The 26,987-nt window shown below is 65.4% G+C and carries 27 protein-coding genes, 3 tRNA genes and 3 pseudogenes; 22 read left to right on the forward strand and 11 right to left on the reverse strand.

All coding sequences use genetic code 11. The features are described from left to right. Positions 1-113 precede the first annotated feature (113 nt). The gene (locus H276_RS0117070; protein WP_019972518.1) at positions 114-950 is read left to right on the forward strand and encodes a hypothetical protein; all 837 of its coding nucleotides are present in this window, start codon (positions 114-116) and stop codon (positions 948-950) included. A gap of 64 nt (positions 951-1,014) precedes the next feature. Here the strand turns inward: H276_RS0117070 and H276_RS0117075 are convergent, their stop codons facing one another. The 3 genes from H276_RS0117075 to H276_RS0117085 all read right to left on the reverse strand — a co-directional run bounded on the left by H276_RS0117075 (position 1,015) and on the right by H276_RS0117085 (position 3,726). After that, positions 1,015-1,713 carry a crotonase/enoyl-CoA hydratase family protein gene (locus H276_RS0117075; RefSeq protein ID WP_019972519.1) on the reverse strand — a complete coding sequence of 233 codons (699 nt, stop codon included), beginning with the start codon at positions 1,711-1,713 and terminating at the stop codon, positions 1,015-1,017. 58 nt (positions 1,714-1,771) lie between these two features. Then, positions 1,772-2,770 (reverse strand): DUF2235 domain-containing protein, encoded by a 999-nt coding sequence (locus H276_RS0117080; RefSeq protein WP_026357111.1) that lies wholly within the window; start codon positions 2,768-2,770, stop codon positions 1,772-1,774. Positions 2,771-3,000: 230 nt separating this feature from the next. After that, positions 3,001-3,726 carry an MBL fold metallo-hydrolase gene (locus H276_RS0117085; RefSeq protein ID WP_019972521.1) on the reverse strand — a complete coding sequence of 242 codons (726 nt, stop codon included), beginning with the start codon at positions 3,724-3,726 and terminating at the stop codon, positions 3,001-3,003. A 100-nt stretch (positions 3,727-3,826) separates the two neighbouring features. Here H276_RS0117085 and H276_RS0117090 point away from each other — a divergent pair, with 100 nt between their 5' ends. The 13 genes from H276_RS0117090 to rplA all read left to right on the forward strand — a co-directional run bounded on the left by H276_RS0117090 (position 3,827) and on the right by rplA (position 10,402). Continuing rightward, a complete protein-coding gene (locus tag H276_RS0117090) occupies positions 3,827-4,273 on the forward strand; it encodes an Rrf2 family transcriptional regulator (RefSeq protein ID WP_019972522.1) in 447 nt (148 codons plus the stop codon). Next, positions 4,273-5,508, forward strand: coding sequence for a globin domain-containing protein (locus H276_RS0117095; protein WP_019972523.1), 1,236 nt, complete (start codon positions 4,273-4,275; stop codon positions 5,506-5,508). Before H276_RS0117090 ends, H276_RS0117095 begins: the two co-directional genes overlap by 1 nt. A gap of 117 nt (positions 5,509-5,625) precedes the next feature. Then, a tRNA-Thr gene (locus tag H276_RS0117100) sits at positions 5,626-5,698 on the forward strand. A 33-nt stretch (positions 5,699-5,731) separates the two neighbouring features. After that, positions 5,732-5,805, forward strand: a tRNA-Met gene (locus tag H276_RS0117105). 35 nt (positions 5,806-5,840) lie between these two features. Beyond that, complete coding sequence (gene rpmG, locus H276_RS0117110) at positions 5,841-6,008, forward strand: 50S ribosomal protein L33 (protein WP_018598675.1); 168 nt, start codon at positions 5,841-5,843, stop codon at positions 6,006-6,008. A 10-nt stretch (positions 6,009-6,018) separates the two neighbouring features. After that, positions 6,019-6,495, forward strand: a complete 477-nt coding sequence (hadA, locus tag H276_RS0117115; RefSeq protein WP_026357112.1) for a (3R)-hydroxyacyl-ACP dehydratase subunit HadA — start codon at positions 6,019-6,021, stop codon at positions 6,493-6,495. Then, the gene (hadB, locus tag H276_RS0117120) at positions 6,482-6,910 is read left to right on the forward strand and encodes a (3R)-hydroxyacyl-ACP dehydratase subunit HadB (RefSeq protein WP_018598677.1); all 429 of its coding nucleotides are present in this window, start codon (positions 6,482-6,484) and stop codon (positions 6,908-6,910) included. The genes hadA and hadB overlap by 14 nt, the downstream gene beginning before the upstream one ends. 13 nt (positions 6,911-6,923) lie before the next feature. Further along, entirely contained in the window at positions 6,924-7,433 is a 510-nt protein-coding gene (gene hadC / locus H276_RS0117125; protein WP_019972525.1) for a (3R)-hydroxyacyl-ACP dehydratase subunit HadC, read from the forward strand. A 176-nt stretch (positions 7,434-7,609) separates the two neighbouring features. Next, a tRNA-Trp gene (locus H276_RS0117130) sits at positions 7,610-7,682 on the forward strand. 69 nt (positions 7,683-7,751) lie between these two features. Then, positions 7,752-8,201 (forward strand): preprotein translocase subunit SecE, encoded by a 450-nt coding sequence (gene secE / locus H276_RS0117135; protein WP_019972526.1) that lies wholly within the window; start codon positions 7,752-7,754, stop codon positions 8,199-8,201. A gap of 27 nt (positions 8,202-8,228) precedes the next feature. Further along, a complete protein-coding gene (gene nusG / locus H276_RS0117140) occupies positions 8,229-9,092 on the forward strand; it encodes a transcription termination/antitermination protein NusG (protein WP_019972527.1) in 864 nt (287 codons plus the stop codon). Positions 9,093-9,158: 66 nt separating this feature from the next. After that, on the forward strand, positions 9,159-9,587 hold the full coding sequence (rplK, locus tag H276_RS0117145; protein ID WP_018598681.1) for a 50S ribosomal protein L11: 429 nt from the start codon (positions 9,159-9,161) through the stop codon (positions 9,585-9,587). A gap of 107 nt (positions 9,588-9,694) precedes the next feature. After that, a complete protein-coding gene (gene rplA, locus H276_RS0117150) occupies positions 9,695-10,402 on the forward strand; it encodes a 50S ribosomal protein L1 (RefSeq protein ID WP_019972528.1) in 708 nt (235 codons plus the stop codon). 96 nt (positions 10,403-10,498) lie between these two features. Here the strand turns inward: rplA and H276_RS23200 are convergent. The 8 genes and pseudogenes from H276_RS23200 to H276_RS0117185 form a co-directional block, all read right to left on the reverse strand. Continuing rightward, positions 10,499-11,612: pseudogene (locus H276_RS23200) on the reverse strand (RNA polymerase sigma factor); the annotation flags it as partial. 4 nt (positions 11,613-11,616) lie between these two features. Beyond that, a complete protein-coding gene (locus tag H276_RS0117160) occupies positions 11,617-12,339 on the reverse strand; it encodes a YciI family protein (RefSeq protein WP_019972529.1) in 723 nt (240 codons plus the stop codon). 94 nt (positions 12,340-12,433) lie between these two features. Continuing rightward, entirely contained in the window at positions 12,434-13,294 is an 861-nt protein-coding gene (locus H276_RS0117165) for a cyclopropane mycolic acid synthase family methyltransferase (RefSeq protein WP_019972530.1), read from the reverse strand. Between the two features lie 322 nt (positions 13,295-13,616). Beyond that, positions 13,617-14,522 carry an alpha/beta fold hydrolase gene (locus tag H276_RS0117170; protein ID WP_019972531.1) on the reverse strand — a complete coding sequence of 302 codons (906 nt, stop codon included), beginning with the start codon at positions 14,520-14,522 and terminating at the stop codon, positions 13,617-13,619. Continuing rightward, positions 14,523-15,899 (reverse strand): AarF/ABC1/UbiB kinase family protein, encoded by a 1,377-nt coding sequence (locus tag H276_RS0117175; protein WP_019972532.1) that lies wholly within the window; start codon positions 15,897-15,899, stop codon positions 14,523-14,525. Positions 15,900-16,039: 140 nt separating this feature from the next. Further along, positions 16,040-16,189: pseudogene (locus tag H276_RS25370) on the reverse strand (DUF2236 domain-containing protein); the annotation flags it as partial. Beyond that, positions 16,183-16,770 (reverse strand): annotated as a pseudogene (locus tag H276_RS23205) (DinB family protein); the annotation flags it as partial. The pseudogenes H276_RS25370 and H276_RS23205, both read right to left, overlap by 7 nt. 3 nt (positions 16,771-16,773) lie before the next feature. Next, the gene (locus tag H276_RS0117185; protein WP_019972534.1) at positions 16,774-17,298 is read right to left on the reverse strand and encodes a DinB family protein; all 525 of its coding nucleotides are present in this window, start codon (positions 17,296-17,298) and stop codon (positions 16,774-16,776) included. Between the two features lie 61 nt (positions 17,299-17,359). On the opposite strand from H276_RS0117185, the gene H276_RS0117190 reads away from it, so the two are divergent. The 8 genes from H276_RS0117190 (at position 17,360) to H276_RS0117230 (ending at position 26,982) form a co-directional block, all read left to right on the forward strand. Beyond that, complete coding sequence (locus tag H276_RS0117190) at positions 17,360-18,319, forward strand: YafY family protein (protein WP_019972535.1); 960 nt, start codon at positions 17,360-17,362, stop codon at positions 18,317-18,319. A 9-nt stretch (positions 18,320-18,328) separates the two neighbouring features. Continuing rightward, a complete protein-coding gene (locus tag H276_RS0117195) occupies positions 18,329-22,480 on the forward strand; it encodes an NEW3 domain-containing protein (protein WP_019972536.1) in 4,152 nt (1,383 codons plus the stop codon). Positions 22,481-22,509: 29 nt separating this feature from the next. After that, positions 22,510-23,121, forward strand: a complete 612-nt coding sequence (locus tag H276_RS0117200) for a hypothetical protein (RefSeq protein WP_019972537.1) — start codon at positions 22,510-22,512, stop codon at positions 23,119-23,121. Between the two features lie 2 nt (positions 23,122-23,123). After that, positions 23,124-24,032 (forward strand): ROK family protein, encoded by a 909-nt coding sequence (locus tag H276_RS0117205; protein ID WP_019972538.1) that lies wholly within the window; start codon positions 23,124-23,126, stop codon positions 24,030-24,032. A gap of 27 nt (positions 24,033-24,059) precedes the next feature. After that, positions 24,060-24,386: a DUF1772 domain-containing protein gene (locus tag H276_RS23210; protein WP_231376704.1), complete on the forward strand. Its 327-nt coding sequence runs from the start codon at positions 24,060-24,062 to the stop codon at positions 24,384-24,386. 370 nt (positions 24,387-24,756) lie between these two features. Continuing rightward, on the forward strand, positions 24,757-25,284 hold the full coding sequence (gene rplJ / locus H276_RS0117220; RefSeq protein WP_018598697.1) for a 50S ribosomal protein L10: 528 nt from the start codon (positions 24,757-24,759) through the stop codon (positions 25,282-25,284). 57 nt (positions 25,285-25,341) lie between these two features. After that, entirely contained in the window at positions 25,342-25,728 is a 387-nt protein-coding gene (rplL, locus tag H276_RS0117225) for a 50S ribosomal protein L7/L12 (protein ID WP_019972541.1), read from the forward strand. A gap of 174 nt (positions 25,729-25,902) precedes the next feature. Then, positions 25,903-26,982, forward strand: coding sequence for an ABC transporter ATP-binding protein (locus H276_RS0117230; RefSeq protein ID WP_026357113.1), 1,080 nt, complete (start codon positions 25,903-25,905; stop codon positions 26,980-26,982). Positions 26,983-26,987: the final 5 nt, after the last annotated feature.

The following is a 26,987-nucleotide window of genomic DNA, read 5'->3' on the forward strand; positions in this document are numbered from 1 at the left end:
GCAGTACGACGTCCTTACGGTCGCGTGCGTAACGCCACGGCGGGGAATCAGGCGAATCTCCGCCCCTGCGTTACGAGCACGGAGCTGTCGGTCTCCGCGGGCACACTCCGATCATGGGAGAACCGTTCATCGGCAGTGAAGCGCTCACGGCGGGCCGCCTCACTCGCCACCATCTGCGGACGCGGTTTGTGGCCGTGCATCAGGACGTCTATGTCGCCAGAGATGTCCGGCCCAATGCGGTGCTCCGCGCCAAGGCCTGTTGGCTGCGCTCACGACGGCATGGAGTGCTGGCGGGCTTCTCGGCATCAGCCGTGCACGGTGCCCGATGGGTAAGTGCTGAGCTCCCGGCCTACATCATCGACAACAATCGGCGGCCGGCCCGCGGCATCGTCGTGTGGAGCGATGCGATCGATGAGGACGAAGTCTGTCTGATCGCCGGGATGCGCGTCACCACACCGGTTCGGACTGCGCTGGACCTGGCCTGCAAGTTCCCCGAGGCCACTGCGGTACCGGCGATCGACGCGTTGGCCCGGGCGACGAAAACGAAGGTTGCCGACATCGAATTAGCGGCGGAGCATCAGGCTGGCCGCAGGGGTATCAAGCAGGCACGCACTACGATCGCGCTGGTTGATGCGGGAGCGGAGTCGCCACGTGAAACGTGGTTGCGGCTGCTCGTAATTCGGGCGGATTACCCACCGCCGCGAACACAGCACCCCATCTACAACGAATTCGGCGTGCTGATCGGTGAAGTCGACATGGCATGGCCGGATATGAAGATCGCGCTCGAATACGAAGGGCGCGACCACTTGGATCCCGACCAGTTACGCAAGGACATTCTGCGGGTGGAGGAGATGATCAGGGCCGGCTGGATCGTCATCCGAGTCACATGCCGCGACGGCGAGGGCGGCATCCTCAAGAGGCTTGCGACAGCGTGGGCTTCGCGTATGTAACGTCACGGCGAGGAATCGGACGTTTTTCCGCCACGGCGTTACGTACGTGACGTGATCCGAGCATCTACCCCGCGAATTCCGTTGGCAGCCCGTCGATTCCCGCGCGGACCGCGAGAATCGCGGCGGCCCGGGCCTTGAGCTTGCTGCCCACGTGTGCGCCGGCGTTCAGGGTGGCTGCCGCTTCGGCGGCCACCTGCTGTGCACGGGCCAGTACCGCCTCGGATTCAACGATCTCGTCGAGCCAGCCGGCCGCGATGGCGGCGTCGCCGGCGAACGTCGCGGCCATCGAGATGGCGCGCTGGAATGCCGCATGCGTCAGACGCATCCGCATGATCTCGATCGCAGCGATCGGCAGCGTCATGCCGATCGCCACCTCGTTGGCCTGACAGCGCGATCTCGGCGAGCCCACCCGGTGATCGGCGGACAGCAGAAGGAAAGAACCCATCGCGATCGCTGGTCCGGTCGCGGCCATGACGACCGGGACCGGGAAGGTCAGGCAGCGCAGTGACAGCTCGAAACCGCCGGCCAGCATGGCCAGAGTCGCCTGAGCGTCGCCCGATGCGAACACACTCAGGTCGAAGCCGCCGCTGAATACCTTCGCGTTGCCGGCCAGCACTACGGCCTTGGCGCCGTCCTCCACGGTGCGGTCGAGTGCCGCGTTGATGTCGTTCTGCATGGCCGGCGAGAGCGCATTGACCTTGCCGTCGTCGAGCGTGACGGTCGCGACGGACTCATCGAGCTGGTAGCTCACCGGGCTGCTCATCGCACCGATGGTACGGGCGGCCTTGATCAGGCTTTGTGCCGCCCGAGCGGGTCAAATGTCAGGATGCGGCCGCGGCGAGTACTTCGGGCACCACCGGCTCGGCCTGTGCGGGCGCGGACATCAGCCGTTCGCCGCGAGCCAGCCAATCGGAGTCGGCCCATTCGATGCGGGCAGGCAGGCGCCGCCAGTATTGCGGGTGGGCGCGCAGATAAAGCTCGACACTGGCGTGCACCGACGCGTCCAGCGGCGGGTGCACGATGCCGAATGTGGGAGCGGTACCGGCGAGCGCGTCCAGTTCGTTGGGGCTGCAGAGCCGTTCGGATACTCGTAGTCCGGCTTCGACAGCGCCGGAGAGTATCCAGTCCATCGCAATCTCGGTGAGCGCCCAGCACGCGCCGGTGCCGCCGGCGATATCGCAGTGCCCGCCTCGAAACCACACCTCGTCCATCGCGCCGCAGTCACCGGCGGCCGCCGATCGTAATGCGTCGATAGCCAAGGCGTGCCTACCGGTTTGGACGTTGGTCAGCGGCCCGGTGCGATGCCCCGACCCAGGCGTGCGGACGGCATCCCACAGCCCCAAAAACCGTACGGGGACCGTGCTTTCGGAGCCCCCGGTCAGCTCGGCGGCCAACCGGTTGACGTGCTCCCAATCCTGCCGCGTACGCGCCGTGCGAGGCAGCGCGTAAGTGGCCAGCGCATAGGTGACCAGATCATCGGAACGCTCGGGCAGCAAGCCGACGGACCCCAGCAAGGCCGCCAGTTCGCGCGCCCGGTCGGCGCCGTCGGCTCCGCCGAACAGGTAGATCGCGTCGCCGGGTTCCCAGCAGTCGCCGAGGAATCGGTAGGCCTCCAGGAGCGCGTCGCGGGCGTCGGCCACCGCGGCGCCACGGCGGCGCCGGAGAAACCTCGTTGCGCGCACCGACGTCGCCCCCGAGTGGTACCAGCCGAGTTGATCGCCGTCGATGTCCAGCAACCTGAACAACGCCTCGGTATTGGTCGCGTCGCGTGGACCGGGACGCTGATCTGTGTGGTCGAAGCACAGCACTATGTTCTTCACGACGACCCCCGACTGGACGGACGAGGAAAACTCCTCTATCAGTTTGCCGGGATCACGAAAACCTGTCCTGAGTATCGCGCTACTCTAATTGTCCGTTCATGCGGCTTCTTGACTGTGCAACTGGATGGTCGAGGAAGTCTGTCGCGGATACCCTGACATGCAGGGCTATTCGTTCGTGCCCGGTCGTGCGGCCGGTCAGATCGGTGCCGCGGAGAGTGTCGGTGCGGCTGTCAGCCGCCCATCAACGTCCGCCACTGCTGCAGGTCGGAAGCCCGGTATACGTAGTTGCTGCGCTTGACATCGGCCAGCGGCGCGCTGGGTTCGGCCGAGTACCAATGGCCGGGGAACACCATCGGATTGCCGGGCAGCTGCGCGAGCGCCTGCAGGCTACGGAACATGTCGTCGACGTTGCCGCCAGGAAAGTCGGTACGGCCACAACCCTCCAGGAACAGCGTGTCACCGGCCACCAGCCGATCGTCGAGCAGGAAGCACTGGCTGCCGGGTGTGTGGCCGGGGGTGTGGAGCAACTCGATGTCGATGGCGCCGACGTTGACCTTGTCGCCATGCTGGTGCCGCGTCAGGCTGCTGAGCGGGATCCCGGTGACACGCGAAACCCAGTTGGCCTCATGGGTGTTGACGTGCACGGGTACCTCGGTCTGGTCCAGAAGTTCGGCCAGCCCCTTGAGTTCGAAGCCCATCATCGAACCGCCGACGTGATCGGGATGATGGTGGGTGACCAGCACGCCTGACAATCGCATGCCGTCCGCCTCCAACGCGTCGACCAGGTCACCGGCGGCATACGCCGGATCGACCACCACGGCCTCGCCGGTCTCGCGGTCACCGATCAGATAGGCGAAGTTGCGCATCTGCTGAGCGATCATGTCGTCCGCGGCGAAGTCACTGCCGGACAGCAGTTGCTTGAAATAAAGGCGGTCCTGGGACGTCGAGTTGGCCATCAGCCCATCATTGCAGGTCAAAAAACCGCACTTCACACAGTGTTTAACGGCACAGCGCCAAAAGTCGCATCCCGAATGCGGAATTTAATAGCGTGAGGGCATGCAACTGACCCGGTTCACCGACCTAGGCCTGCGCACGCTGATGCTGCTGGCCTCGGGTGAGTCGACCGGCCACCGGGTCACCACGCGCACTATCGCGGTGAGTGTCAACGCCTCCGAACACCACATCGCCAAGGCCGTATCGCGGCTGGCCGAGCTCGGCATGGTTCACGCCCGACGTGGACGAGTCGGGGGACTGGTCCTCACTGACGCCGGGCGAACCGCGTCGATCGGCGCTCTGGTACGCGCACTCGAAGACGACCGCGAGGTCATCGAATGCCGAGGCGACAACCCGTGCCCGTTGATCGCGGCATGCCGGCTGCGCCGCGCGTTAGCCGAGGCCAAAGAGGCGTTCTACCGCGAACTTGACCGCCATACGGTCACCGATCTGTCGGGAGGCATCGACCTTCCGATTGTTCTGCAACTCACCGGAGAAAGGACCCAATGATGACCGTCACCACGCCCGAGCCGTCGGCCGTACGTGTCGAGCTCGAGCCGGACCACGCCGACATCGTCAAGGCAACGCTGCCGTTGATCGGTGCGAACATCGACGAGATCGCCAAGGAGTTCTACCGTCGGCTCTTCGACAACCACCCGGCGTTGTCGCGCAACCTGTTCAACCGCGGCAACCAGGCGCAGGGGGCCCAGCAGCGCGCGCTGGCGGCGTCGATCGCGACCTTCGCCACCCATCTGGTCGACCCGGCGCTGCCGCATCCGGCCGAGCTGCTGTCGCGAATCGGGCACAAGCACGCCTCGCTGGGCGTCACGCCCGAGCAGTATCCGATCGTCCACGAGAACCTGTTCGCGGCCATCGTGGAGGTGCTTGGCGCCGATACCGTGACACCGGAAGTGGCGGCGGCCTGGGACCGCGTGTACTGGATCATGGCCGACACCCTGATCGAGTTGGAGCGCGGACTGTACGCCGACGCCGGTGTCGAGGTCGGCGAGGTGTTCCGCCGGATGTCGGTCATCTCCCGCGTCGACGACCTTTCGGGTACCGTGCTCGTCACCGTCCGCGCCGCCGAACCGGTGAACTTCCTGCCCGGACAATATGTTTCGGTGGGTGTCACATTGCCCGACGGGGCGCGCCAGTTGCGTCAGTACAGCCTCGTCAACGACGCCGGAACGACCGATCTGACGTTTGCCGTCAAGCCTGTGGACGCGACCTCCACCCAACCCGCAGGCGAGGTTTCGAGCTGGATCCGCGCCAACCTGTGCGTCGGTGACCTGCTCGACGTCACCGTGCCGTTCGGCGACCTGCACGCATCCGGAAGCGAGGGCAAGGCGCTGGTCCTGGTGTCGGCGGGTATCGGCATCACGCCGATGATCGGCATCCTGGAGCACCTCGTCGCCTCGCGGCCGGACAAGCACGTGCGGGTGCTGCACGCCGACCGCAGCGACACCAGCCATCCACTGCGGGAACGCCAGCACGAACTCGTCGCCGCGCTGCCGAACTCCACTCTCGACGTCTGGTACGAGGACGGAGTCACCGCGGGTACGCCGGGCGTGCATCCCGGTCTGCTGAGCCTGGCGGGCATCGAGCTGCCGGTCGACGCGGAGATTTACCTGTGTGGTGGCGCGGGCTTCGTCGCGGCTGTACGCGCCCAGCTGAGCGACCGCGGAATCCCGCTGGAACGGGTGCACTGCGAGCTGTTCGCACCCAACGATTGGCTGTTGGACTGAACCGGAATGGCAAAATGCCTCCCGGCAGCCGCTCTGACCTGCGGTTTGGTGCGGTTGCCGGGTAGGCTGTACCCTCTTTAAGGCCCACGGCTTACCGCCGCGGGCCGAAGCAGACAGGCCCCCTTAGCTCAGTCGGTAGAGCGTTTCCATGGTAAGGAAAAGGTCAACGGTTCGATTCCGTTAGGGGGCTCGGTGGTCGCGGAGCGATGCCCGTGCCTATCGGGGCGGTGTAGCTCAGCTGGTTAGAGCGCACGACTCATAATCGTGAGGTCGGGGGATCGAGCCCCCCCACCGCTACAGGTACAAGTTAGACGTGAAAGAGGGCAGCTGACGTGGCGTCGAGTACGGACGTTCGGCCGAAGATCACTTTGGCCTGCGAGGTGTGCAAGCACCGCAACTACATCACCAAGAAGAACCGCCGCAACGATCCCGATCGTCTCGAGGTCAAGAAGTTCTGCCCGAACTGCGGACACCACCAGCCGCATAAAGAGTCGCGGTAAACCAAGGCCCGTGGCTCTGTCGTCGAAGCTCGTGGGGAAGCACTTTCGCTATCCCGAGCACTACGAGGTCGGTCGCGAGAAGATTCGTGAGCACGCTCTCGCGGTCAAGAACGACGATGCCTTTTACCGTGACGAGAGGGCCGCGGCCGAACTCGGTCACAGCGCGCTACCTGCGGCCCTTACCTTCATCTGCATTTTTGGGTACACGGCGCAGTTGGCGTTTTTGCATGACGCCAACATCGGTGTCGAGGATGCCCAGATCGTCCAGGTCGACCAGGCCCTGAAGTTCATCAAGCCGATTTTCGCAGGCGACAAGCTGTACGCGGACGTGTACGTGGACTCTGTTCGGCAGGCGCACGGCACCGATCTCATCGTGTTCAAGACCATCATCACCGATGATTCCGGTGACGTTGTGCAGGAGACTTACACGGCCCTTGCGGGCCGTACGGGCGAAGATGGAGAGGGCTTTTCTGATGGCGCTGCGTGAGTTCAGTTCGGTCAAGGTCGGGGACACGCTTCCGGAGAAGATCATTCCCTTGACCCGCGGCGACCTGGTCAACTACGCCGGTGTTTCCGGCGACCTGAATCCGATCCACTGGGACGACGAGATCGCCAAGCAGGTCGGCCTCGACACCGCGATCGCACACGGCATGCTCACCATGGGTCTCGGCGGCGGCTACGTCACCTCCTGGGTCGGCGATCCGGCCGCGGTGAAGGAGTACAACGTCCGGTTCACCGCGGTGGTGCCGGTGCCCAACGACGGTGTGGGTGCGGAGATTGTTTTCAACGGCCGGATCAAGTCCGTCGACCCCGAGGAAAAGCTCGTCACCATCGCCATTTCGGCCACCGCAGGCGGAAAGAAGATCTTCGGCCGGGCTGTCGCGACCGCACAACTGGCTTAGGGGATTCTGAGGCATGGCTCTCAAGACAGATATCCGCGGCATGGTCTGGAAGTACCCGGACCCATTCCTGATCGGCCGTGAGCAGATCCGCCAGTACGCCAAGGCGGTCAAGGCGTTCGACCCGGCGAGTCATGACGAGGCGGCGGCCACCGAGCTCGGTCACGATGCTCTGATTGCCCCGCTGACCTTCGCCTCCACCCTGGCATTGTTGGTCCAGCAGCATTTCTTCAAGCATGTCGATATCGGTATGCAGACCATGCAGATCGTCCAGGTGGACCAGAAGTTCGTCTACCGCAGGCCGCTCAAAGCCGGCGACCAACTGCACGCCGTCATGGAGATCACGTCCGTCGAGGAGCGGTTCGGCGCCGACATCGTCGTCACCCACAACGTCTGCACCGACGACGACGGGGAGATCGTGCTGGAGGCCTACACCACGATGATGGGCCACGAGGGTGACCACTCCATCCAGGTCAAGTGGGATCCGGAATCCGGCCAGGTCATCCGCAAGGCAGCCGGGGAGTAGGCGGGTGGCCGGCGCGATTAGTCGTTGATACCCAGACCGGGGTACACTCGGCTCTCGGGGTTTTTCCCATTTCAGCGCGCTGTCCGTCGGCTTCATTGAGCGAACGGGGAGCGCGCGAATTGTGTAAGCCCCGGACAGAGGACGTGATGACGGGGGTCAAATCTTGTCATCGCTGAAGGGGCGTAGCTCAACTGGCAGAGCAGCGGTCTCCAAAACCGCAGGTTGCAGGTTCAAGTCCTGTCGCCCCTGCTCAAATTGAATATTCGACAAGGTGTGGACACTGGAAGGTGACCACACAACCTGGATGAAAGGCATGCGGTGAGCGACGAGCGCGAAGGTGTCGGCTCCGCAGACGACACTGGGACCGACGCTGATGGCTCCGGTAACCACAGTCGGACCGCGGTCGTGACCAGGCCGCTGCGCCCGACCGGTAAGCGGTCGCGCCGCGGAGTGCCCGGCGAGGCCGAGGACGACGAGGCCGACAGCGGTGAAGACACCGCCGAGTCGAAGGATGCCGCCAAGAACGGCTCCGGCAAGACCAAGAAGACCAAGAAGGCTGCCGGCGGGCCGTCGCGCAACCCGATCATGTTCGTCATCAACTATCTCAAGCAGGTTGTTGCCGAACTTCGGAAGGTGATCTGGCCCAACCGCAAGCAGATGGTCAGCTATACGTCCGTGGTGCTGGTCTTCCTGGTGTTCATGGTCGCGCTGATTTCAGGTGCGGACCTGGGCCTGGCGCGGCTGGTGTCGCTGGTTTTCGGCACCTGACCTGAGATTTGAGAGAGGACTGACAACGTGACCACGTTCGACGGCGATGAGCAGACACTCGCCGACGAGACCGTCAGTGTCGAAGACGGCGGAGAAGCTGTCGTGGCGGAGACCGTCGACGAAGCAGTCGAAGAGGAAGAGACTGCCGGTGAGGACACCGCCGGCGACGAGGACGCCGCCGGCGAAGACGCTGAGGCGCCTGTTGACGACGCTGAGGCACCCGTTGCCGAGGCTGCGGAGGCTCCTGCCGACGGAGAAGACGTTGACCCTGCCGTCGCGCTCAAGAAGGAGCTGCGGCTGAAGCCCGGCGACTGGTACGTGATCCACTCTTACGCCGGTTACGAGAACAAGGTGAAGGCCAACCTCGAAACCCGCGTGCAGAACCTCGATGTCGGCGACTACATCTTCCAGGTCGAGGTGCCTATCGAAGAGGTCACCGAGATCAAGAACGGCCAGCGTAAGCAGGTCAACCGCAAGGTGCTGCCCGGTTACATCCTGGTGCGCATGGAGCTCAACGACGAGTCGTGGGGCGCAGTGCGCAACACCCCGGGTGTGACGGGCTTCGTCGGCGCCACCTCTCGGCCGTCGCCGCTGGCGCTCGATGACGTGGTGAAGTTCCTGCTGCCGCAGGGCGCGGCCAAGAAGGCCGCCGCGGGCAAGACGCCCGCCGCTGCTGCCGCTGCCTCAACCGAGGCCACGCTGGAGCGTCCGGAGATCCTGGTCGATTTCGAGGTCGGCGAGTCCGTCACTGTCATGGACGGTCCGTTCGCTACGCTGCCCGCCTCGATCAGCGAGGTCAACGCCGAACAGCAGAAGCTCAAGGTGCTGGTGTCCATCTTCGGCCGCGAAACACCTGTCGAACTGACCTTCACCCAGGTCGCCAAGATTTAGTCGGTAACGGCTAGAACAGCGGGCGCGGCACGCGCCCTCGGATAAGCGAGTAAGGAACACCACAGCATGGCCCCGAAGAAGAAGGTCGCCGGGCTCATCAAGCTGCAGATCCAGGCCGGGCAGGCCAACCCTGCCCCGCCGGTTGGTCCTGCGCTTGGCCAGCACGGCGTCAACATCATGGAGTTCTGCAAGGCGTACAACGCTGCGACCGAGTCGCAGCGCGGCAACGTCATACCCGTGGAGATCACCGTCTACGAGGACCGCAGCTTCACGTTCGCCCTCAAGACCCCGCCCGCCGCCAGGCTGCTGCTCAAGGCCGCCGGTGTGCCCAAGGGTTCGGGTGAGCCGCACAAGACCAAGGTCGCCAAGGTGAGCTGGGATCAGGTGCGCGAGATCGCCGAGACCAAGAAGGCTGACCTCAACGCCAACGACATCGACGCCGCGGCGAAGATCATCGCCGGCACCGCCCGTTCCATGGGTATCACTGTCGAGTAGCGCAGCGGATCGGCGCGACAACTAAAAGTCGCGCATCCCGTATCAATGCAATACGTGGAAGGGCCCGCTTCGGCCCGCCAACCACAAACTCTGAACTGGAGATTTCAATGAGCAAGAACAGCAAGGCATATCGCGAGGCGGCCGAGAAGGTCGACAAGGACAAGCTCTACACGCCGCTGGAGGCCGCGACGCTGGCCAAGGAGACGTCGTCCAAGAAGCAGGACGCCACCGTAGAGGTGGCCATCCGCCTGGGCGTCGACCCCCGCAAGGCGGACCAGATGGTCCGCGGCACCGTCAACCTGCCGCACGGCACCGGTAAGACCGCGCGCGTCGCAGTGTTCGCCGTGGGCGAGAAGGCCGAGCAGGCTATCGCCGCCGGCGCTGACGTGGTCGGCAGCGACGACCTGATCGAAAAGATCCAGGGCGGCTTCCTCGACTTCGACGCCGCGATTGCCACCCCGGACCAGATGGCCAAGGTCGGCCGGATCGCTCGCGTGCTGGGCCCGCGCGGGCTGATGCCGAACCCCAAGACCGGCACCGTCACTCCGGATGTCACCAAGGCCGTCCAGGACATCAAGGGCGGCAAGATCAACTTCCGTGTCGACAAGCAGGCCAACCTGCACTTCATCATCGGCAAGGCGTCCTTCGACGAGGCCAAGCTGGCCGAGAACTACGGCGCCGCGCTCGACGAGGTGCTGCGGGCCAAGCCGTCGTCCTCGAAGGGTCGTTACCTCAAGAAGGTGACTGTCTCGACCACCACGGGCCCGGGCATCCCGGTTGACCCTGCGGTGACCCGGAACTTCACCGAGGCGTAGCTCGCGGAGCCGACCATCGGCACCGAGGCGTAGTTTTTTCTGCGCGAGCAGACGCGAAAGTCCCCGCACACACGGTGTGTCGGGGACTTTCGCGTCTGCTCGGCGGTCAGGCGAGTTCGGTGATGCGGCGACGACGTTGGAGCGTGCCAGCCGAGGATCGTCGGCCACCTGGTCTAACGCTGCCAGTCCGGCGTCGAACCTGTCGCGAAACGCAAGCGCCACAGCATGATTGGCGCGCACCCCCCGGTGAATCGCTGAACTCCAGCAGCCGGTCGTACGCCTGGCAGATGACCGTCCAATCAGTGAGTTGCCAGCTCGGTGCGGTGGCGTGCACCGCCGCGATCACCGCCTGCGGCAGGTAGGGACCGGCCGTACCCTCGGCCAACCGCAACTGCTCCAGGCCGCGCGCGATGCGGCCACGGTCCCAACGCTTTCGGTCCTGTTCGTCCAGCGGTACCAGTGCACCGCTGTCGTCCACGCGGGTGCGCCGACGTGAATCATGCAGCAGCACAAGGGCTGCCAGTGCATGCGCATCCGGATTGTCGGACATCAACGCGCACAGCTCGCCGGCAAGTCGAACTCCCTCGTCGCACAACTCGTCGCGGATGGCCGACGGCCCGCCGGTGGACCAATAGCCCTCGGTGAACACCGAATAGATGCAGCCGAGTACGTGTGGTGTGTGTTCGGGCAGCAACTCTGCCGGTGGTACCCGTAGCGGGATGTTCGCGTTGCGAATCTTGTTCTTGGCCCGCGTGATTCGCTGGCCGATTGCGGCCTCGGACTGCAGCCGCGCCCGGGCGATCTCGGCCCCGGTGAGCCCGGAGATCAGCCGCAGGGTCAGGGCCAGCTGTGAGCTGCCATCAAGGGCCGGGTGTGCGCACGTGAACATCATCCGAAGCTGGTCGTCGTGGACGGGGTGCACTTCCTCGGTGACGTTCACGCGCGCCGTCATCTCCTCGTACACCGCTGCGAGTTCCTTTCCTGAACGCTGGAATTCGCGCCGGAAGCGGTCCAGGGCACGGTTGCGGGCCACCGCTGTCAGCCAGGCGCCGGGATTGGCGGGAAGGCCGTCGGAAGGCCAGGTGCGTAGCGCCTGGGCACAGGCCTCCTGAACGGCGTCCTCGGCGATGGTGAGATCACCGGACCACCGTGCGAGCGCTGCAACGGCAGGGCCCCACTCACGCCGGAAGACGCCGTCCAGCTCGGACATCCGCCTAGAGGCCGGCGATACCGGACAGCTGGCGCACCTCGATCGTCGAGGCCGGAATCATCGAGGCCAGCTTGACCGCCTCGTCGCGGTCGGTCGCGCGCAGCACATAGAAGCCGTTGGCCACTTCGGCGCCTTCGGCGTACGGACCGTCGGTGAGCATCACCTTGCCGTCTCGGACCTGCACCGTGGTGGCAGTGGACGGCGGATGCAGGGGTGCGCCGGCCAGGGTTTTGTCACCTATGGTCTTGGCAAGTTCGACGTGCCGGCCCGCCTGCTTGTTCCACTCGTCGGTTCCAGGCGTGTGAACGTTCTCCGGCGGCTCCAGCAATAGGGCAAGCCAATCGTTGCCCAGCGGCTGCTCGGGTGCCTGCCAGTGGACCATCGGCCACAGTTCGACGGCGCCGTGCTTTGCGACGGGTATATCGCGGGCCAGCGCGATGGCCTCGTCGAGATTGTTCGCTTCGAACACGTAGTAGCCCCCGGCTACTTCGGCGCCTTCTGCGAACGGGCCGTCGGTGACGGTCGTCGGCGGTGCCGACAATTGGACTACAGGATCGCCCGGACCGCCGGAGATGCGGACCGCAGCTGCAGCCGGGGTCAGCGCATCGCCCGCACGAATCGACGCTGCCGCTTTGGCGTGGAAGTCCAGGTACGCCGACATCTCGGCGGCACCCTGCTCAGGGGTGAGTGCCTTCTCCCGATTGATCAGTAGGGCGAAGTAGTACATCGTCGTCTCCCGGTGTCAGCGAGTGAGAACCTGCTGTTCCACTCTCTACCTATCCGACGAACGACGCCGCCGCGATCCGACAGCTCGCGCGAAATTACTTCTGCAGCGTGAACTGATGCACGCTGATGTGGCCCGAGGCGAAGTACTTCTGGCAGCCGTTGAGGTACTTGTCGTAGCGGTCGTAGACCTCTTGGCTCTGGATCGCGATGGCCTCGTCCTTGTGGGCCTCGAGCGCGTCGGCCCAGATCTTGAGCGTCCGGACGTAGTGCGGCCCGATCTCCTGCAGCTGGGTGAGCTTGAACCCGGCCTCGATGGCTTTCTCTTTCTCCATCGACACCGAGGGCAGCCGGCCACCGGGGAAGATCTCGGTCATGATGAACCGGGCGAACCGGGCGTCTTCGAACGTCATGTGCAGGCCGAGCTTCTGGCCTTCACGAAGATCGAACCCCGTGATGTTGTGCAGGAGCATCCGGCCGCCGTCGGGCAGCGCGTCGTAGGCCATCTTGAAGAAGGCCGGATAGCGGTCGAACCCGAAGTGCTCGAACGCGCCGATCGAGACGATGCGGTCGACCTTCTCGTCGAACTCTTCCCAGCCCTGCAGACGAACCTCGACATTGCGCTCGGTGGGGATCTTGGAGAGCTTGTCGATGGCGTACTCGCGCTGCTCGCCGGACAGGGTCAGGCCGATGACGTTGACGTCGTACTTTTCGACGGCCCGCGCCATGCCGCCGCCCCAGCCGCAGCCGATGTCGAGCAACGTCATGCCGGGTTCCAGGCCGAGTTTGCCCAGTGACAGGTCGAACTTGGCGAGCTGGGCCTCGTCGCCGGTCATGTCCTCGCGTTCGAAGTACCCACAGGTGTAGCCCATTGTCGGGCCGAGGAACAGTTCGTAGAATTCGTTCGAAATGTCGTAGATCGACTGCAGTTCTTCATATTTCGGTGTCAATTTGGACATATTCGAAAATGCTCCAAGCCTATAGTTTTCTGCTTGCGGGAAGTCAGCCTACAGCAGGTCAAGGCCGGTCAGCTTTGACTGCTGTCAACGTATCTGCCTGGCAAACGCGTAGTCTGTGCCACTGCGCCAATCGACTCACCGGTGCCAGCGGAAATCTAATCGCACCTAGGCTGGCAGCGAAGTCGATGCGACACGCCTATCGCTGCAAAGCGAACTGGTTTACGTCGATGTCGCCCCAGTCTGTGCGGAGTGTTCGTCGACCATCTGCACTGTCGGCAGCCGGCCGCCCGGGACAATTTCGGCCTTCTTGCGGGCTCACGCACTAGCCGGCATAGGCGAAATTCGTCTTGAGCTCGCCGACGATGTCGTCCCACACCGGTTCAGGTAGCTCGTGGCCCATGCCGTCGATCAACACCAGCCGGGCGCCTGCGATCGCCTTGGCCACGGCACGTCCCCCGAACGGCCGCATCAACCGGTCCGCGAGACCGTGGATCACCACTGTCGGGGCGGTGATCCGCTGATCGTGGTGAACCAGGCTGCCACTACCGAGGATCGCGGCGAAGTGTCGTGCGATGCCGGCCGGGTAGTACGCGCGGTCGTAGAGTTCGGCCGCCTCGGCGCGCATCTGGTCGTCTGGTGTGGGAAAGGCCGGGCTGCCGTTGATCTTGCCCAGCCGAACGGCGTTGTCGATGATGGCATCTCGCGTCGAGTTCGCCGGAGGACCGGTGATCACCGACAGCAATTGTTTGATACCCGGCGGCGGCAAGAGCGCCTTGTTGTTGCTGGAGAAGATCACCGCGAGGGTTTTGGTCCGGTCCCGGTACCGCGACGCGAAGACCTGAGCGACCATCCCGCCCATCGATCCGCCGACGATGTGGGCGGCGTCGATGTCGAGGTGATCGAGCAGGGCCGCGGCGTCGTCGGCGATGTCCTCGAGCGTGTATACCGACGGGCTGCGCAGCCCCAGGAACGAGCGGGCCATGCGGAACGCCAGCGGGGTTTCGACCCGCCGGCCGGACAACTTGCTCGACAGCCCGACGTCTCGATTGTCGTAGCGGATGACGCGCAACCCCTGGTCGACGAGCTTCTCGCAGAAACCGGTGCGCCACAACAACAATTGCGCACCCAGACCCATGATCAGCAAGACCACCGGGTCGTTCGGGTCGCCCATGTCCTCGTAGTAGAGGTCGATATCGCCGGCTTTGGCGTATCCGTTGCGAATTTCCATCTAGGTTTCGACCTCATCGCCGGTTTGTTCATCGACGGACTGGTGCTCGCGGCCGATATCCACCATGACGTTGGCGAAATAACCGGTGAGCTGCGGATCGTTCATCATCTGCCAATCGGGTGCCAGCAGTTTCATGTACCGCTCGACGTAGAGGAACTGTTTGCCGATCAGCACGAGCTCGCGGGGCAGCTTGACGTCATACGCATCGGCCAGCGCCGAGAGCTGCTTGCCGATTTCCGCGTAGGACATATCGCCCAGGGACTTCATGGTCAGCGGGGTCGTGAACGCCTCCAGGTCCTTGGCGGCCTCGCCCTCGGGCTTGACTGTGCCCACCGCGCCCATCAACACCACGATCTTGCCCGCGGCGGCATGGTCCTTATTGACCAGCAGGGCGTAGACGAGCTCCCGCAGCAGCCAGCGGGTGCGCGGATCGATGCGGCCCATGATGCCGAAGTCGAAGAACACGATCTTGCCGTCGTGGTCCACATGCAGATTGCCGGCGTGCAGGTCGCCGTGGAACAGGCCGTGCTTGAGGCCGCCCTCGAAAACACTGAACAGCAGCGCCTTCACCAGCTCCGTGCCGGCGAAACCGGCCTTGCGGATGGCGGCCACGTCGTCGATGCGGATGCCGGCCACGCGCTCCATCGTCAGTACTCGCGCACTCGTCAGGTCCCAATACACCTGCGGGACCCGGATGTTCTCACCGAGCGGTGAGGCGTGCATGTGCGACACCCACGCGTCCATCGACTGGGCCTCGAGTCGGAAGTCGAGTTCCTCGGCCAGGTTGTCGGCGAAATCGGCGACCACATCCTGCGCGGACAGTCGCCGGCCCAGCTTGGCGAGTTCGATGACCTGGGCGCTGCGCTTGAGGATCTGTAGATCCGCCGCGACGCGACGACGGATGCCAGGACGCTGGATCTTGACGACCACCTCTTCACCGGAGTGCAGCCTCGCGTGATGGACCTGGGCGATCGAGGCAGAGGCGAACGGCTTCTCGTCGAACGACTTGAACAGATTCTGTGGGTCGTCGCCGAGTTCCTCTTTGAAGAGTTCGTGTACCGCTGCGGTGTCCGCCGGCGGCACCCGGTCCAGCAGGCTGCGGAATTCCCGGCTCAACGGCTCACCGAAGGCGCCGGGGCTGGAGGCGATGATCTGGCCGAACTTGACGTACGTCGGACCCAGATCAGAGAACGTCTGAGGAACCTGCCTGATGATCTTCTCCTGCAGAGATCCCTTGCCGAGGAGGTTCGTGACGACGCGGGCGCCCGTGCGGGTGATCTGCCAGCCGGTCGCGCCGATGCGTGCGGCCTCGACCGGCAGGGGGACGCGATCCAGCTTGGCTCCCTCGCGCTGTTTGGATTTCGGCGGAGTGCTCACTACCGCAGTGTCTCAAAACCGCCGGTACCGCCAAAAATGGGTGTGTTGTGTATCACAGTGCGACGGCGTGCGCGCAATGCACACAACCGCTTAATCGCTGCTCAGGCCGGCTTGTGTGCACAACCGTGCCATTCGTCATGTCAGGCGAAGCTGTGCTCGACCTGGTCGCGGCTGAGTGTCGGATCACTGCCGGGCACATATGTCGGTACGGTATGCGGCGCCAAGATGGGGTCGACGCCGCCGGCAACTCGGGCCTGCGCCTGCCGGAACTCCGGAATGGGCCCGGCCGCCACCGCTTGATCCACTCGGTCTCTGGCCATTCCTCCGCGGCGGCCATCAACTCGTACATCGTTGCCCCATCGACGGATTCACGGATGATGTCAGCGTGCCCGGCATGCCGGGCGAGCTCCTCCACCAGATGCATGGCCACCCAGCGCGGCGACCAGTGTTCGATGTCCTTGGGGAACCACGGCACGTCCTGAGGAACCGGGACGGGTGTGTTCACGTCGGCCTCGGCGAACGTTTGCCGGGTGGCGGCGTTCTCTGCCGTCAGCGCGGCGACCAGACCATCGAGGGTTTCGTCCTCGCGCATCACATGCTGGTCGGCGTACTCGGCCATGATCTCGGCCATCGGCCGCGGGTCTGGCGCCGGGAAGCCCGGTGCTGACCTGACGCGGTCCGCCCAACTGCGTTGCACCGCGGTGACATGCTTGATCAGGCCGCCCACCGACAGCGCGCTCACCGATGGAGTACAGCGGGCCTGCTCGTCGGTGAGGCCGTGGCACACCGCCACGAATGCGTTCTGATTGTGGCGCAGGAACTCGATCAGGCTCTGACGCTCGTCGGCGGCCGGTGTGGGCAATCCGGGCATGGTTCAGTTCTCCTGGTTGTGGTGTGAATGCGCGTAAAGGTCTCGGATGCACGCGATTTCGGCACCGTGATGGATGGCCTCCCGGTTGATGTGCAGAATCAGCTCGGTCATCGAGTAGTCGGCCCATTGCCCTTCGGCCGGTCCGATCGGCTTGTTCAGCTCATCGTCGCCGAGGGACCGGACTCCGTCGATCCAGACTCGATACGCGGTGTCGAGCTGGGTCAGGGCGGTGGCCGCGTCGGTGGCGTACGGCCAGGACTGGTAGTCGGCGGGCGGGCCGCCGAAGTGCGCGTAGTTGCGCATGGCGAACACGCCGACGATGACGTGCGCCAGCCGCCACGCGATGGTTGTGAACGGTTCGGGCTGCGGCGGGGGATAGCTGAAGTCGATGGCGCCGTCGGGATGGACCGTCCAGCAGTCGGGGACCGGCTGCCAGAAGTACTCGGCGTCGGTGAGTCCCTCCAACCGGGGGCGCAGCTGGTGGATCCAGTGGTAGTCCAACTGATCGGCCAGCGGGTTTCTCTGCATAAAGCCACCTTTGCACCCATAGAGGACAGTTCCTGTCCTAAGAATGCGGCAGACTTTGTCCATGGCTGAAACGACCGGCCGGGTCCTCCAATTGCTCGGCCTGCTGCAGTCGCGTCGCGTCTGGTCGGGGGAGGAACTCTCCGAGCGGCTCGGCGTTACCGCCCGCAGCGTCCGGCGCGACGTCGAGCGGCTGCGCGACCTGGGATATCCGGTGCACGCCAGCAAGGGGCACGGCGGTGGCTATCAGCTCGGTGCCGGGGCGGCGCTGCCCCCGCTGCTGCTCGACCCGGACGAAGCTGTCGCGATGGCCGTCTGCCTGCGCCTGGCCGCCGGCGGCAGCGTCGCCGGCGTCGGGGAATCGGCCCTGCGGGCACTGTCCAAACTCGACCAGGTGATGCCGGCGCGGCTGCGCTCACAGGTAGCGGCGGTGCACGACGCCACCGTCACCCTGGCACCCGACTCATCGGACGCGCCGGTCGAACCCGATGTGCTGATGACCCTGGCCCGTGCCTGCCGCGACCGCGAACACGTCGCCGCCGGCTACACCGACGTCCGTGGCAACGACACGCAACGACGGCTGGAGCCCTATCAGCTCGTCACCACTGGTCGCCGGTGGTATCTGATGGCCTACGACCGCGACCGCGCCGACTGGCGTACGCTGCGCCTGGACCGGATGTCCGAGGTCAGGGCGCTGGGCAGCACCTTCACACCGCGGGACGCGCCCGACCCGGCCGACTACGTGCGCCGGGCGATCAGCGCGTCGCCGTACCGGTATGTGGCCCGGGTGCGGTACCAGGCCCCGCAAGACGTTGTGGCACCGATGTTTTCACCGGCCTCAGCTATCGTCGAGGCGGACGGGTCCGATGCGTGCATCGTGACCGCCGGAGCCGACGACCCGCAACGCATGGTGATGTACTTCGCCACAGTGGGGCACGATTTCGAGGTGCTTGAGCCGCGTGAGCTGACCACGGCCGTGCGGGCAATGGCCGAACGCCTGTCCCGGAGCGTTGCACAAACGTAAGGTCGCTGCATGCCCGTCATCGCCGCGGAGTCCACGGAATTATTCGTCGGTTCTTCGGATCTACCGGTGCAGCTGGCCCGAGTGACCTACACGGGATGTACCGCTCCGGCGACCGTCCGGGTAGAGGGCGACGGCTTGTCCGGGCACGCTGTCGCGGGCCCGGGTGACGGCGTGGTCGAGGTGCCGGTGACCGTGCGCGATCCGATCCCCGGGGAGACGCGCGCCGCCGTGGTCGACGGACTGGAGTTCGAGTTCACCGTTGCCGAACCGGGCTGGACGATGTACATGATCAGCCACTTTCACTATGACCCGGTGTGGTGGAACACCCAGGCCGCCTACACCAGCGTGTGGACCGAGGACCCACCCGGCCGGTGCCGACAGACCAACGGCTTCGACCTGGTTCACGCGCATCTGGAAATGGCCCGCCGCGAACCGGAATACAAGTTCGTGCTGGCCGAGGTGGACTACCTCAAGCCCTACTGGGATGCCCACCCCGAAGACCGGGCCGATCTGCGCCGGTTCATCGCCGAGGGCCGCGTCGAGATCATGGGCGGCACCTACAACGAACCGAACACCAACCTCACCAGTCCCGAGACAGCCATCCGAAACTTCGTGGCGGGCATGGGCTTCCAGCGTGACGTGCTCGGCGCAAACCCCGCGACGGCATGGCAGCTCGACGTGTTCGGACACGATCCGCAGTTCCCCGGCATGGCGGCCGACGCGGGCCTGACATCCAGTTCGTGGGCCCGTGGACCGCATCACCAGTGGGGTCCGATGCAGAACGACGGTGACCCCGAACGCATGCAGTTCGCCAGCGAATTCGAGTGGATCGCCCCGTCGGGTCGCGGGCTGCTGACCCACTACATGCCGGCGCACTACTCGGCCGGTTGGTGGATGGATTCCGCGGCCACGCTGGCCGATGCCGAAGAGTCCACCTACCGGCTGTTCACCAAACTCAAGCGCGTCGCCCTGACCCGCAACGTGCTGCTGCCGGTCGGCACCGACTACACCCCGCCCAACAAATGGGTCACCCAGATCCACCGCGACTGGAACGCCCGCTACCTCTGGCCGAAGTTCGTGTGCGCACTGCCCAGCGAGTTCTTCGCCGCGGTACGAGCCGAACTCGACTCCCGCGGCGGCAAACCCTCGCCGCAGACCCGGGACATGAACCCGATCTACACCGGCAAGGACGTCTCCTACATCGACACCAAACAGGCCAACCGGGCCGCCGAGGACGTGGTGCTCGATGCCGAACGCTTCGCGGTGTTCGCGAGCCTGCTCGGGGGTGCGGACTACCCGCAGGCGGCGCTTGCCAAAGCGTGGGTGCAACTGGCTTACGGCGCGCACCACGACGCCATCACCGGATCGGAATCCGATCAGGTCTACCTCGATCTGCTGACCGGATGGCGTGACGCGTGGGAGCTGGGCCGCGTCGCCCGAGACAATGCGCTGGCGCTGCTCTCTGAGGCGGTGTACGGATCCCTGGTGGTATGGAACCCGTTGGCGCACAAGCGTACAGATCTGGTCACCGTGCATCTCGACGTGCCGTTGGGTGGCGTGCTGCTCGACACCGACGGCTCCGAGGTGCCCGTTCTGGTCGAACACGGCGGCAGGACCGTGAGCTTTTTGGCCCGCGACGTGCCTTCGCTGGGCTGGCGTGCCTACCGGTTCGCCGACGGCTCGGTGCAGGGGTGGGAACCGTTGGTGGGGCACACGATCGAGAACGACCGCTATCGACTGACGGTCGACCCGGCTCGAGGCGGCGGGGTGGTCTCACTGATCCGGGCCGGCCGCGAACTGATCGCCGACGGAGCGGTGGGCAACGAACTGGCGGTGTACGACGAATACCCGGCCCATCCGCAAGCCGGTGAGGGTCCGTGGCACCTGCTGCCCAAGGGGCCTGTCGTTTGCTCCTCCAGCGGTGCGGCCGACGAAGTCCTTTGCCACCGAAGTGTATTGGGGCAGCGGCTGACCGTGCGCGGCCGCATCGACGGGCTGCTCCGGTATACCCAGACGATCACCCTGTGGCACGGCCTGGATCGCGTCGACTGCCGCACCACGATCGATGACTTCACCGGATCCGACAAACTGCTGCGACTGCGTTGGCCGTGTCCCGTGCCCGGTGCGCTGCCGGTCAGTGAAGTCGGCGACGCGGTCATCGGGCGCGGCTTCGGTCTGCTGCATGATCACGAACAGACCGCAGTCGACACGGCACAGCATCCATGGACGCTGGACAACCCCGCCTACGGCTGGTTCGGTCTGTCCTCGGCGGTGCGTATCAAGGTCGGGGACACGATGCGGGCGGTGTCGGTGGCAGAAGTGGTCACGCCGGACCTCATCGCTTCCTCGGATGCAGCTGACCCGCGAGAGCTGATGGTCGCACTCGTCCGTGCCGGGGTGACCGCCACCTGCAGCAGCGCCGACAAACCTCGCTACGGCAACCTGGCCGTGGATTCCAACCTGCCCGACACCCGGCTCGCTCTCGGCGGACCCAGTGAAAACTCTTTCACTGCAGCAGTTCTCGCCGAAGCCGATGTCGCCTATAGTGACGAACTCAAACGTCAGCTGGACGCCACCGGATCGGCCAGGGTGTGGGTGCCCGCGACGACGCCACTGGCTGAGCAGTGGGTTCCCGACGCCGACCTGCGTGCGCCGCGGGCCTTGCCGGTGTTGATCCTGGCCGGCGACCTCACGGCGGTGGTCGACGACCTCGCCGACGCCGAGATCGTCGTCGACCAGCATGTGCCGACCGAGGCCGAAGCGTTCGAGCAGCGCACGGTTGCGGTGCTCAACCGAGGTGTGCCGGGGTTCGCCGTCGAGCCTGACGGCACCCTGCACACCTCGCTCATGCGGTCGTGCACCGGCTGGCCGTCGGGCACGTGGATCGACCCGCCGCGAAGGACCGCACCCGACGGTTCTAATTTCCAATTACAGCACTGGACACATACTTTCGACTACGCAGTGGTGGCCGGCGATGGTGACTGGCGTGAGGTCGGCGTCGCCGCGCGCGGGGCGGAATTCAACCGGCCGCTGCGGGCGGTACCGGCTGGGCGCAGCCCGGCCGGTGGCCTGCCGTCGTGGGGTTCTCTGCTGGAGATCGAGCCGGCCGGACAGGTGCGACTCGACGCGCTCAAGCCCACCGGCAATCCGTTGTCCTCCGGCAGTGTGCGGCCCGCTGACCCGGCTGGCGGCATCACCGCTCGGCTGGTCGAAATCTGCGGTAAGGCAACCGATGTGCAAATCCGATCCGGGCTGCGCTTGGTACCTCTGACACGCCTCACTCTGCTCGAGGAGTCCCGCATGCAGCAGGTACCGCGAGACCAATTGGGGCTGAGTGGTTTTGAGATAGCAACGGTGTCAACCCGGCTGAACCTGCCCCGGATATTACGTGCGGAGCACCGCGCATTGGCCCCGGAGGCCGAGGCTGTCCAACCGCTCTACGCTCGGTACTGGCTGCACAATCGAGGCCCGGCACCGCTGGGTGGCCTGCCAGCTGTGGCGCATCTGCACCCGGAAAGCCTTACCGTGACGGCGGATTCACCGGTGGTGCTGCACCTTACCGTGGCCAGTGACTGCACCGATGCGCCACTGCACGGCCGGGTCCGGGTGATCGTTCCGCCGGGGTGGACAGCGGAGCCGGCCGAACTCCCGTTCGTGCTCCCGCCTGACGAACATCTGGAAACGGAGGTGACACTGGGCATGCCGGCCGGCGTCGCACCCGGGCTTTACCCGATTCGCGCGGAACTCGTGGTCACCGGAACCGACTCGGCCGCGTTGCCGCCGTCTTGGCGTCAGGTGGTCGAGGACATCTGCGTCGTGACCGTCGGTGAACCGGGCGGGAAGGTGCTCAAACTGTGCTCCGAACTGCAGCCGATAGAGGTGAAAGCCGGTGATAACAAACAGCTTTCGGTTGAGCTGGGTACTGATGCCCGGGCCGCCTTGAGTGCCCAGGCGCACTTGATCAGCCCGTGGGGCACCTGGGACTGGATGGGGCCGGCGGCCGTCGGATTTGAACTTCCGGCAGGTGGGACGGCGCAGATCGGTTTCGACGTGATGCCGCCCGAATGGATCGAGCCAGGTGAATGGTGGGCGCTGATCAGGGTCGGCTGTGCCGGGCGGCTGTTGTACACCCCTGCTGTCCGGGTGGTGGTGCACCAGTGAGCGCTTGCGCGAAGAGCCGAGCGGCCCCGATGGGTGTGGCTGCGGTGGTCGCTGGAAAGCCGGTGCTGGTCAGTGAGATCGACCAACGGGAGGCGATGGTGCGGGCAGGAAACCTTGCGTCGGCGCTGCCGCGTCCTGGTACCAGCGAGGGCAGGCAGCTACGCCGCTGGCTGACGCAGCTCGTAGTGGCGGAACGGGTCGTGGCGATCGAGGCCGCTGCCCGCCACCCGGACCTCGCCGGGGCCGACACCGAGGACGAGCTGTTGCCGGATACGGCCGCGCGCCTGGAGATCGGCAGTGTGGCCGCCGCAGTACTGACCACGCCACTGGCACGGGCGGTGTTTACCGAGGTCACCCGGGCCGTAGAGGTGAGCGACGAGGATATTGTCGCGTACCACGCCCGTAACCCGTTGCGCTTCGCGGCGAAACCTGGAGTCCAGCAACAGGGCTGGCATGCCAAGCCGGTGCCGCCGGCGTTCGATCAGGTGCGCGACCGGATCGCCCAGCACCTGTTGGCCGCAGCCCGCCGACGTACCTTCCGGCTGTGGCTCGACGTGCGGTGTGCCGAACTGGTCGAGCTCGCGGCCGGGTATGAGCATCCGGGGGATCCGCGGCAGCCAGACAACACCCACAAGCATTAGCGATGAGCACCCTCACCCTTGCCCTGGACATCGGCGGAACCAAGGTCGCCGCGGGTCTCGTCGACGCCGACGGCGTCCTGGTGCACCACGCCACCGCGCCGACCCCGGACGGGGACGCCGAGACGATCTGGGGCGCCGTCGAGACTCTGCTCGTCGACACGCTGCGCCTGGCCGACGGGGCAGTGTGTGGTGTCGGTATCGGATCAGCCGGGCCGATAGACCTGCCGAGCGGAACCGTCAGCCCCATCAATATCACGCAGTGGCATCGGTTTCCGATCGTCGAACGCGTTGAGTCGGTGTCGCGGTTGCCGGTGCGACTCGGGGGCGACGGGTTATGCCTGGCGTTGGGGGAGCATTGGCGGGGTGCCGGTCGGGGTGCCCGGTTCATGCTCGGCATGGTGGTGTCGACCGGGGTCGGCGGCGGGCTGGTGTTCGACGGCGCGCCGTATGCCGGCCGCACCGGGAATGCCGGACACGTCGGACATGTCATCGTTGCGCCGGAAGGCGGGGCGCTGTGTGCGTGCGGCGGGTACGGGTGTGTGGAGACGATCGCCTCCGGACCGCACCTGGTGCAGTGGGCGCGCGAACAGGGCTGGGCTGCGCCCGAGGGTGCCGACGCCGGGGCGCTGGCCGCCGCAGCCCTCGCGGGGGAGCCGCTTGCGCACAAGGCTTTTCGACGTGGTGCCACTGCGATTGCGGCGATGATCGCGTCGGTGGGCGCGGTGTGCGACCTCGACTTGGTCGTGATCGGCGGCGGGGTGGCCAAGTCCGGGGACCTGCTGTTCACACCGATCCGCGACGCGCTTGCGTGCTATGCCGGGCTGGCGTTTCTGCGCACGTTGCGCGTCGTGCCTGCCGAACTGGGCGGCGACGCCGGCCTGGTCGGTGCGGCCGCTCTCCTGCGCGCCTGAGGCTTCTGCATCTGGAGCTGCATGTGGGTGCGTCCCCAGTCGCACAGGACCTGCAGCACCGGCCCCAGCGTCATGCCGTTCTGGTACTTCGCTGCGGCGGCCCCGTTGGTCGGTGTCGCGTGGCTGGGGCGGTCCCCGCTGGCGATTGCCGCGGTCGCGTTGATGGGTGTGATCATGGTCCTGTCACTGACCACGCTGGTGCCCATCAACAATCGCGTCGCGGCGTCGGTGGGAGCCGGTCCCGAGGAGACGCCGGTTCGGGAGCTGGCGCATCGGTGGGACCGACTGCATTGGCTGCGGGTGGCCCTGTTGGCCGTGGCGTTCGTGTTGCTGGTGGTCGCGGGTGCACGCTGAGCGGCGACGAACGTGCGCATAGTGGCGGTCGGACGCGGTGTGTCGGGTGACAGACGCGCACGTTCGCGGTGCAGGGGACGAGGAATTAGGACGCCAGGCGGGTGCTCGGCTACTCTTATCGGGTTCCACCGAAGACCGTCGGTCACCGATGAGCGCTTGCGCGAAGAGCAAGTGGCTCGGCAATCGGTTGAAGGCCTGGGAGAGATCCCAGCGGCCCACGCAGGAGGACGAGGCTAGTTGCGACCTTCGGATTTAAAAGTCCGTAGATTTCCACGCCCCGACCTGTCTGCGTCGGGGCGTTCGTCATTTCATGGCCTTTGGCGCCGGCTGTCCAGGTGGATCGACCGATACCCACCACAAGGAGGCATGCATGGCCAAGGCTGATAAGGCCACGGCGGTTGCCGACATTGCCGAGCAGTTCAAGGGGGCGACGGCCACCGTCGTCACCGAGTACCGCGGGCTCACCGTGGCAAACCTGGCCGAACTCCGTCGTTCCCTCGGCGACTCGACCACGTACACCGTCGCCAAGAACACCCTGGTGAAGCGGGCCGCCTCGGAAGCCGGCATTGAAGGCCTCGATGATCTGTTCGCCGGTCCGACGGCGATCGCGTTCGTCCAGGGCGAGCCGGTCGACGCCGCCAAGGCGATCAAGAAGTTCGCCAAGGACCACAAGGCGCTCGTCATCAAGGGCGGCTACATGGACGGCCGCGCCCTCTCGATCTCCGAGGTCGAGAAGATCGCCGACCTCGAGTCGCGCGAGGTGCTGCTGGCCAAGCTGGCAGGCGCCATGAAGGGCAACCTGTCCAAGGCTGCCGGCCTGTTCAACGCACCCGCTTCTCAGGTCGCCCGGCTGGCCGCCGCGCTGCAGGAGAAGAAGGCATCCGAAGAAGCGGCATAGAGCCCGCCGCTTTCACCTACCCCATACATCAGTAAGAAATAAGGAAGGACCATCAACATGGCAAAGCTGTCCACCGACGAACTGCTCGACGCTTTCAAGGAAATGACGCTGCTGGAGCTCTCTGAGTTCGTCAAGCAGTTCGAGGAGACCTTCGAGGTCACCGCCGCCGCTCCGGTCGCCGTCGCGGCCGCCGGTGCCGCCCCGGCCGCCGCCGAGGCCGCCGAGGAGCAGTCGGAGTTCGACGTCATCCTCGAGGGTGCCGGCGAGAAGAAGATCGGCGTCATCAAGGTCGTCCGCGAGATCGTCTCCGGCCTGGGCCTGAAGGAAGCCAAGGATCTGGTCGACGGCGCCCCCAAGCCGTTGCTGGAGAAGGTCACCAAGGAGGCCGCCGAGGACGCCAAGGCCAAGCTCGAGGCTGCCGGCGCTTCGGTCACCGTCAAGTAGTTTCCGTCTTGCCAAAGATCCCCGAATCCCTCGGATTCGGGGATCTTTGCTGTTCTGGCAGCTGTGCGGATTCCGTGGACACAACGCTGCTGCGGTGGTAGTGCGTAGGTTATGGTGACTCAACCCACAGGCTGGAGTCGTGGCGCGGTCAAGGGGTAGGCGGAAGGATCTTTGATGGGCGTCCAAATCGACGTAACCGGACTCAGCAAGTCATTTGGATCATCGAAGATCTGGGAAGACGTGACCCTGACCATCCCTGCCGGGGAGGTCAGCGTGTTGCTGGGCCCGTCCGGTACCGGGAAGTCTGTGTTCCTGAAGTCTCTGATCGGTCTGCTGCGTCCCGAGCGCGGCTCGATCGTCATCGACGGCACCGACATCATCGAGTGCTCGGCCAAGGAACTCTACGAGATCCGCACGCTGTTCGGTGTGCTGTTCCAGGACGGCGCGCTGTTCGGCTCGATGAACATCTACGACAACACCGCCTTCCCGCTGCGCGAGCACACCAAGAAGTCCGAAAGCGAAATCCGCAACATCGTCATGGAGAAGCTCGAGCTGGTGGGCATGCCCAACGACGGGCACAAGTTCCCTGGTGAGATCTCCGGCGGTATGCGCAAACGTGCCGGCCTGGCCCGCGCTTTGGTGCTGGATCCGAAGATCATCCTGTGTGACGAGCCGGACTCCGGTCTGGACCCGGTCCGTACCGCCTACCTGAGCCAGTTGCTGATCGACATCAATGCCCAGATCGACGCCACGATCCTGATCGTGACGCACAACATCAACATCGCTCGAACCGTGCCGGACAACATGGGCATGCTGTTCCGTAAGCACTTGGTCATGTTCGGCCCCCGTGAGGTGCTGTTGACCAGCGACGAGCCAGTCGTCAAACAGTTCCTCAACGGCCGGCGGATCGGGCCGATCGGAATGTCCGAGGAGAAGGACGAGGCGACCGCCGCGGCCGAGCAGGCCATGTTGGACCTGGGCCAGCACGACGGCGGCGTCGAAGAGATCGAGGGCGTGCCGCCACAGCTCATGGCGACGCCCGGCATGCCCGAGCGCAAGGCGGTGGCGCGTCGTCAGGCCCGCGTGCGCGAGATGATGCACACCCTGCCGCCGGCCGCGCAGGCAGCGATCATGGACGACCTCGAGGGCACTCACAAGTATCCCGTGCACGAGTACGACGAGCCCACCAAACGGCATGATCGTTCGGCGGACGACGACCCGACGGGCGTCATCGAGGTGCCCACTCAGAGCTGAGTCGT

Source organism: Mycobacterium sp. 141 (assembly GCF_000382405.1).
Taxonomy (GTDB): domain Bacteria; phylum Actinomycetota; class Actinomycetes; order Mycobacteriales; family Mycobacteriaceae; genus Mycobacterium.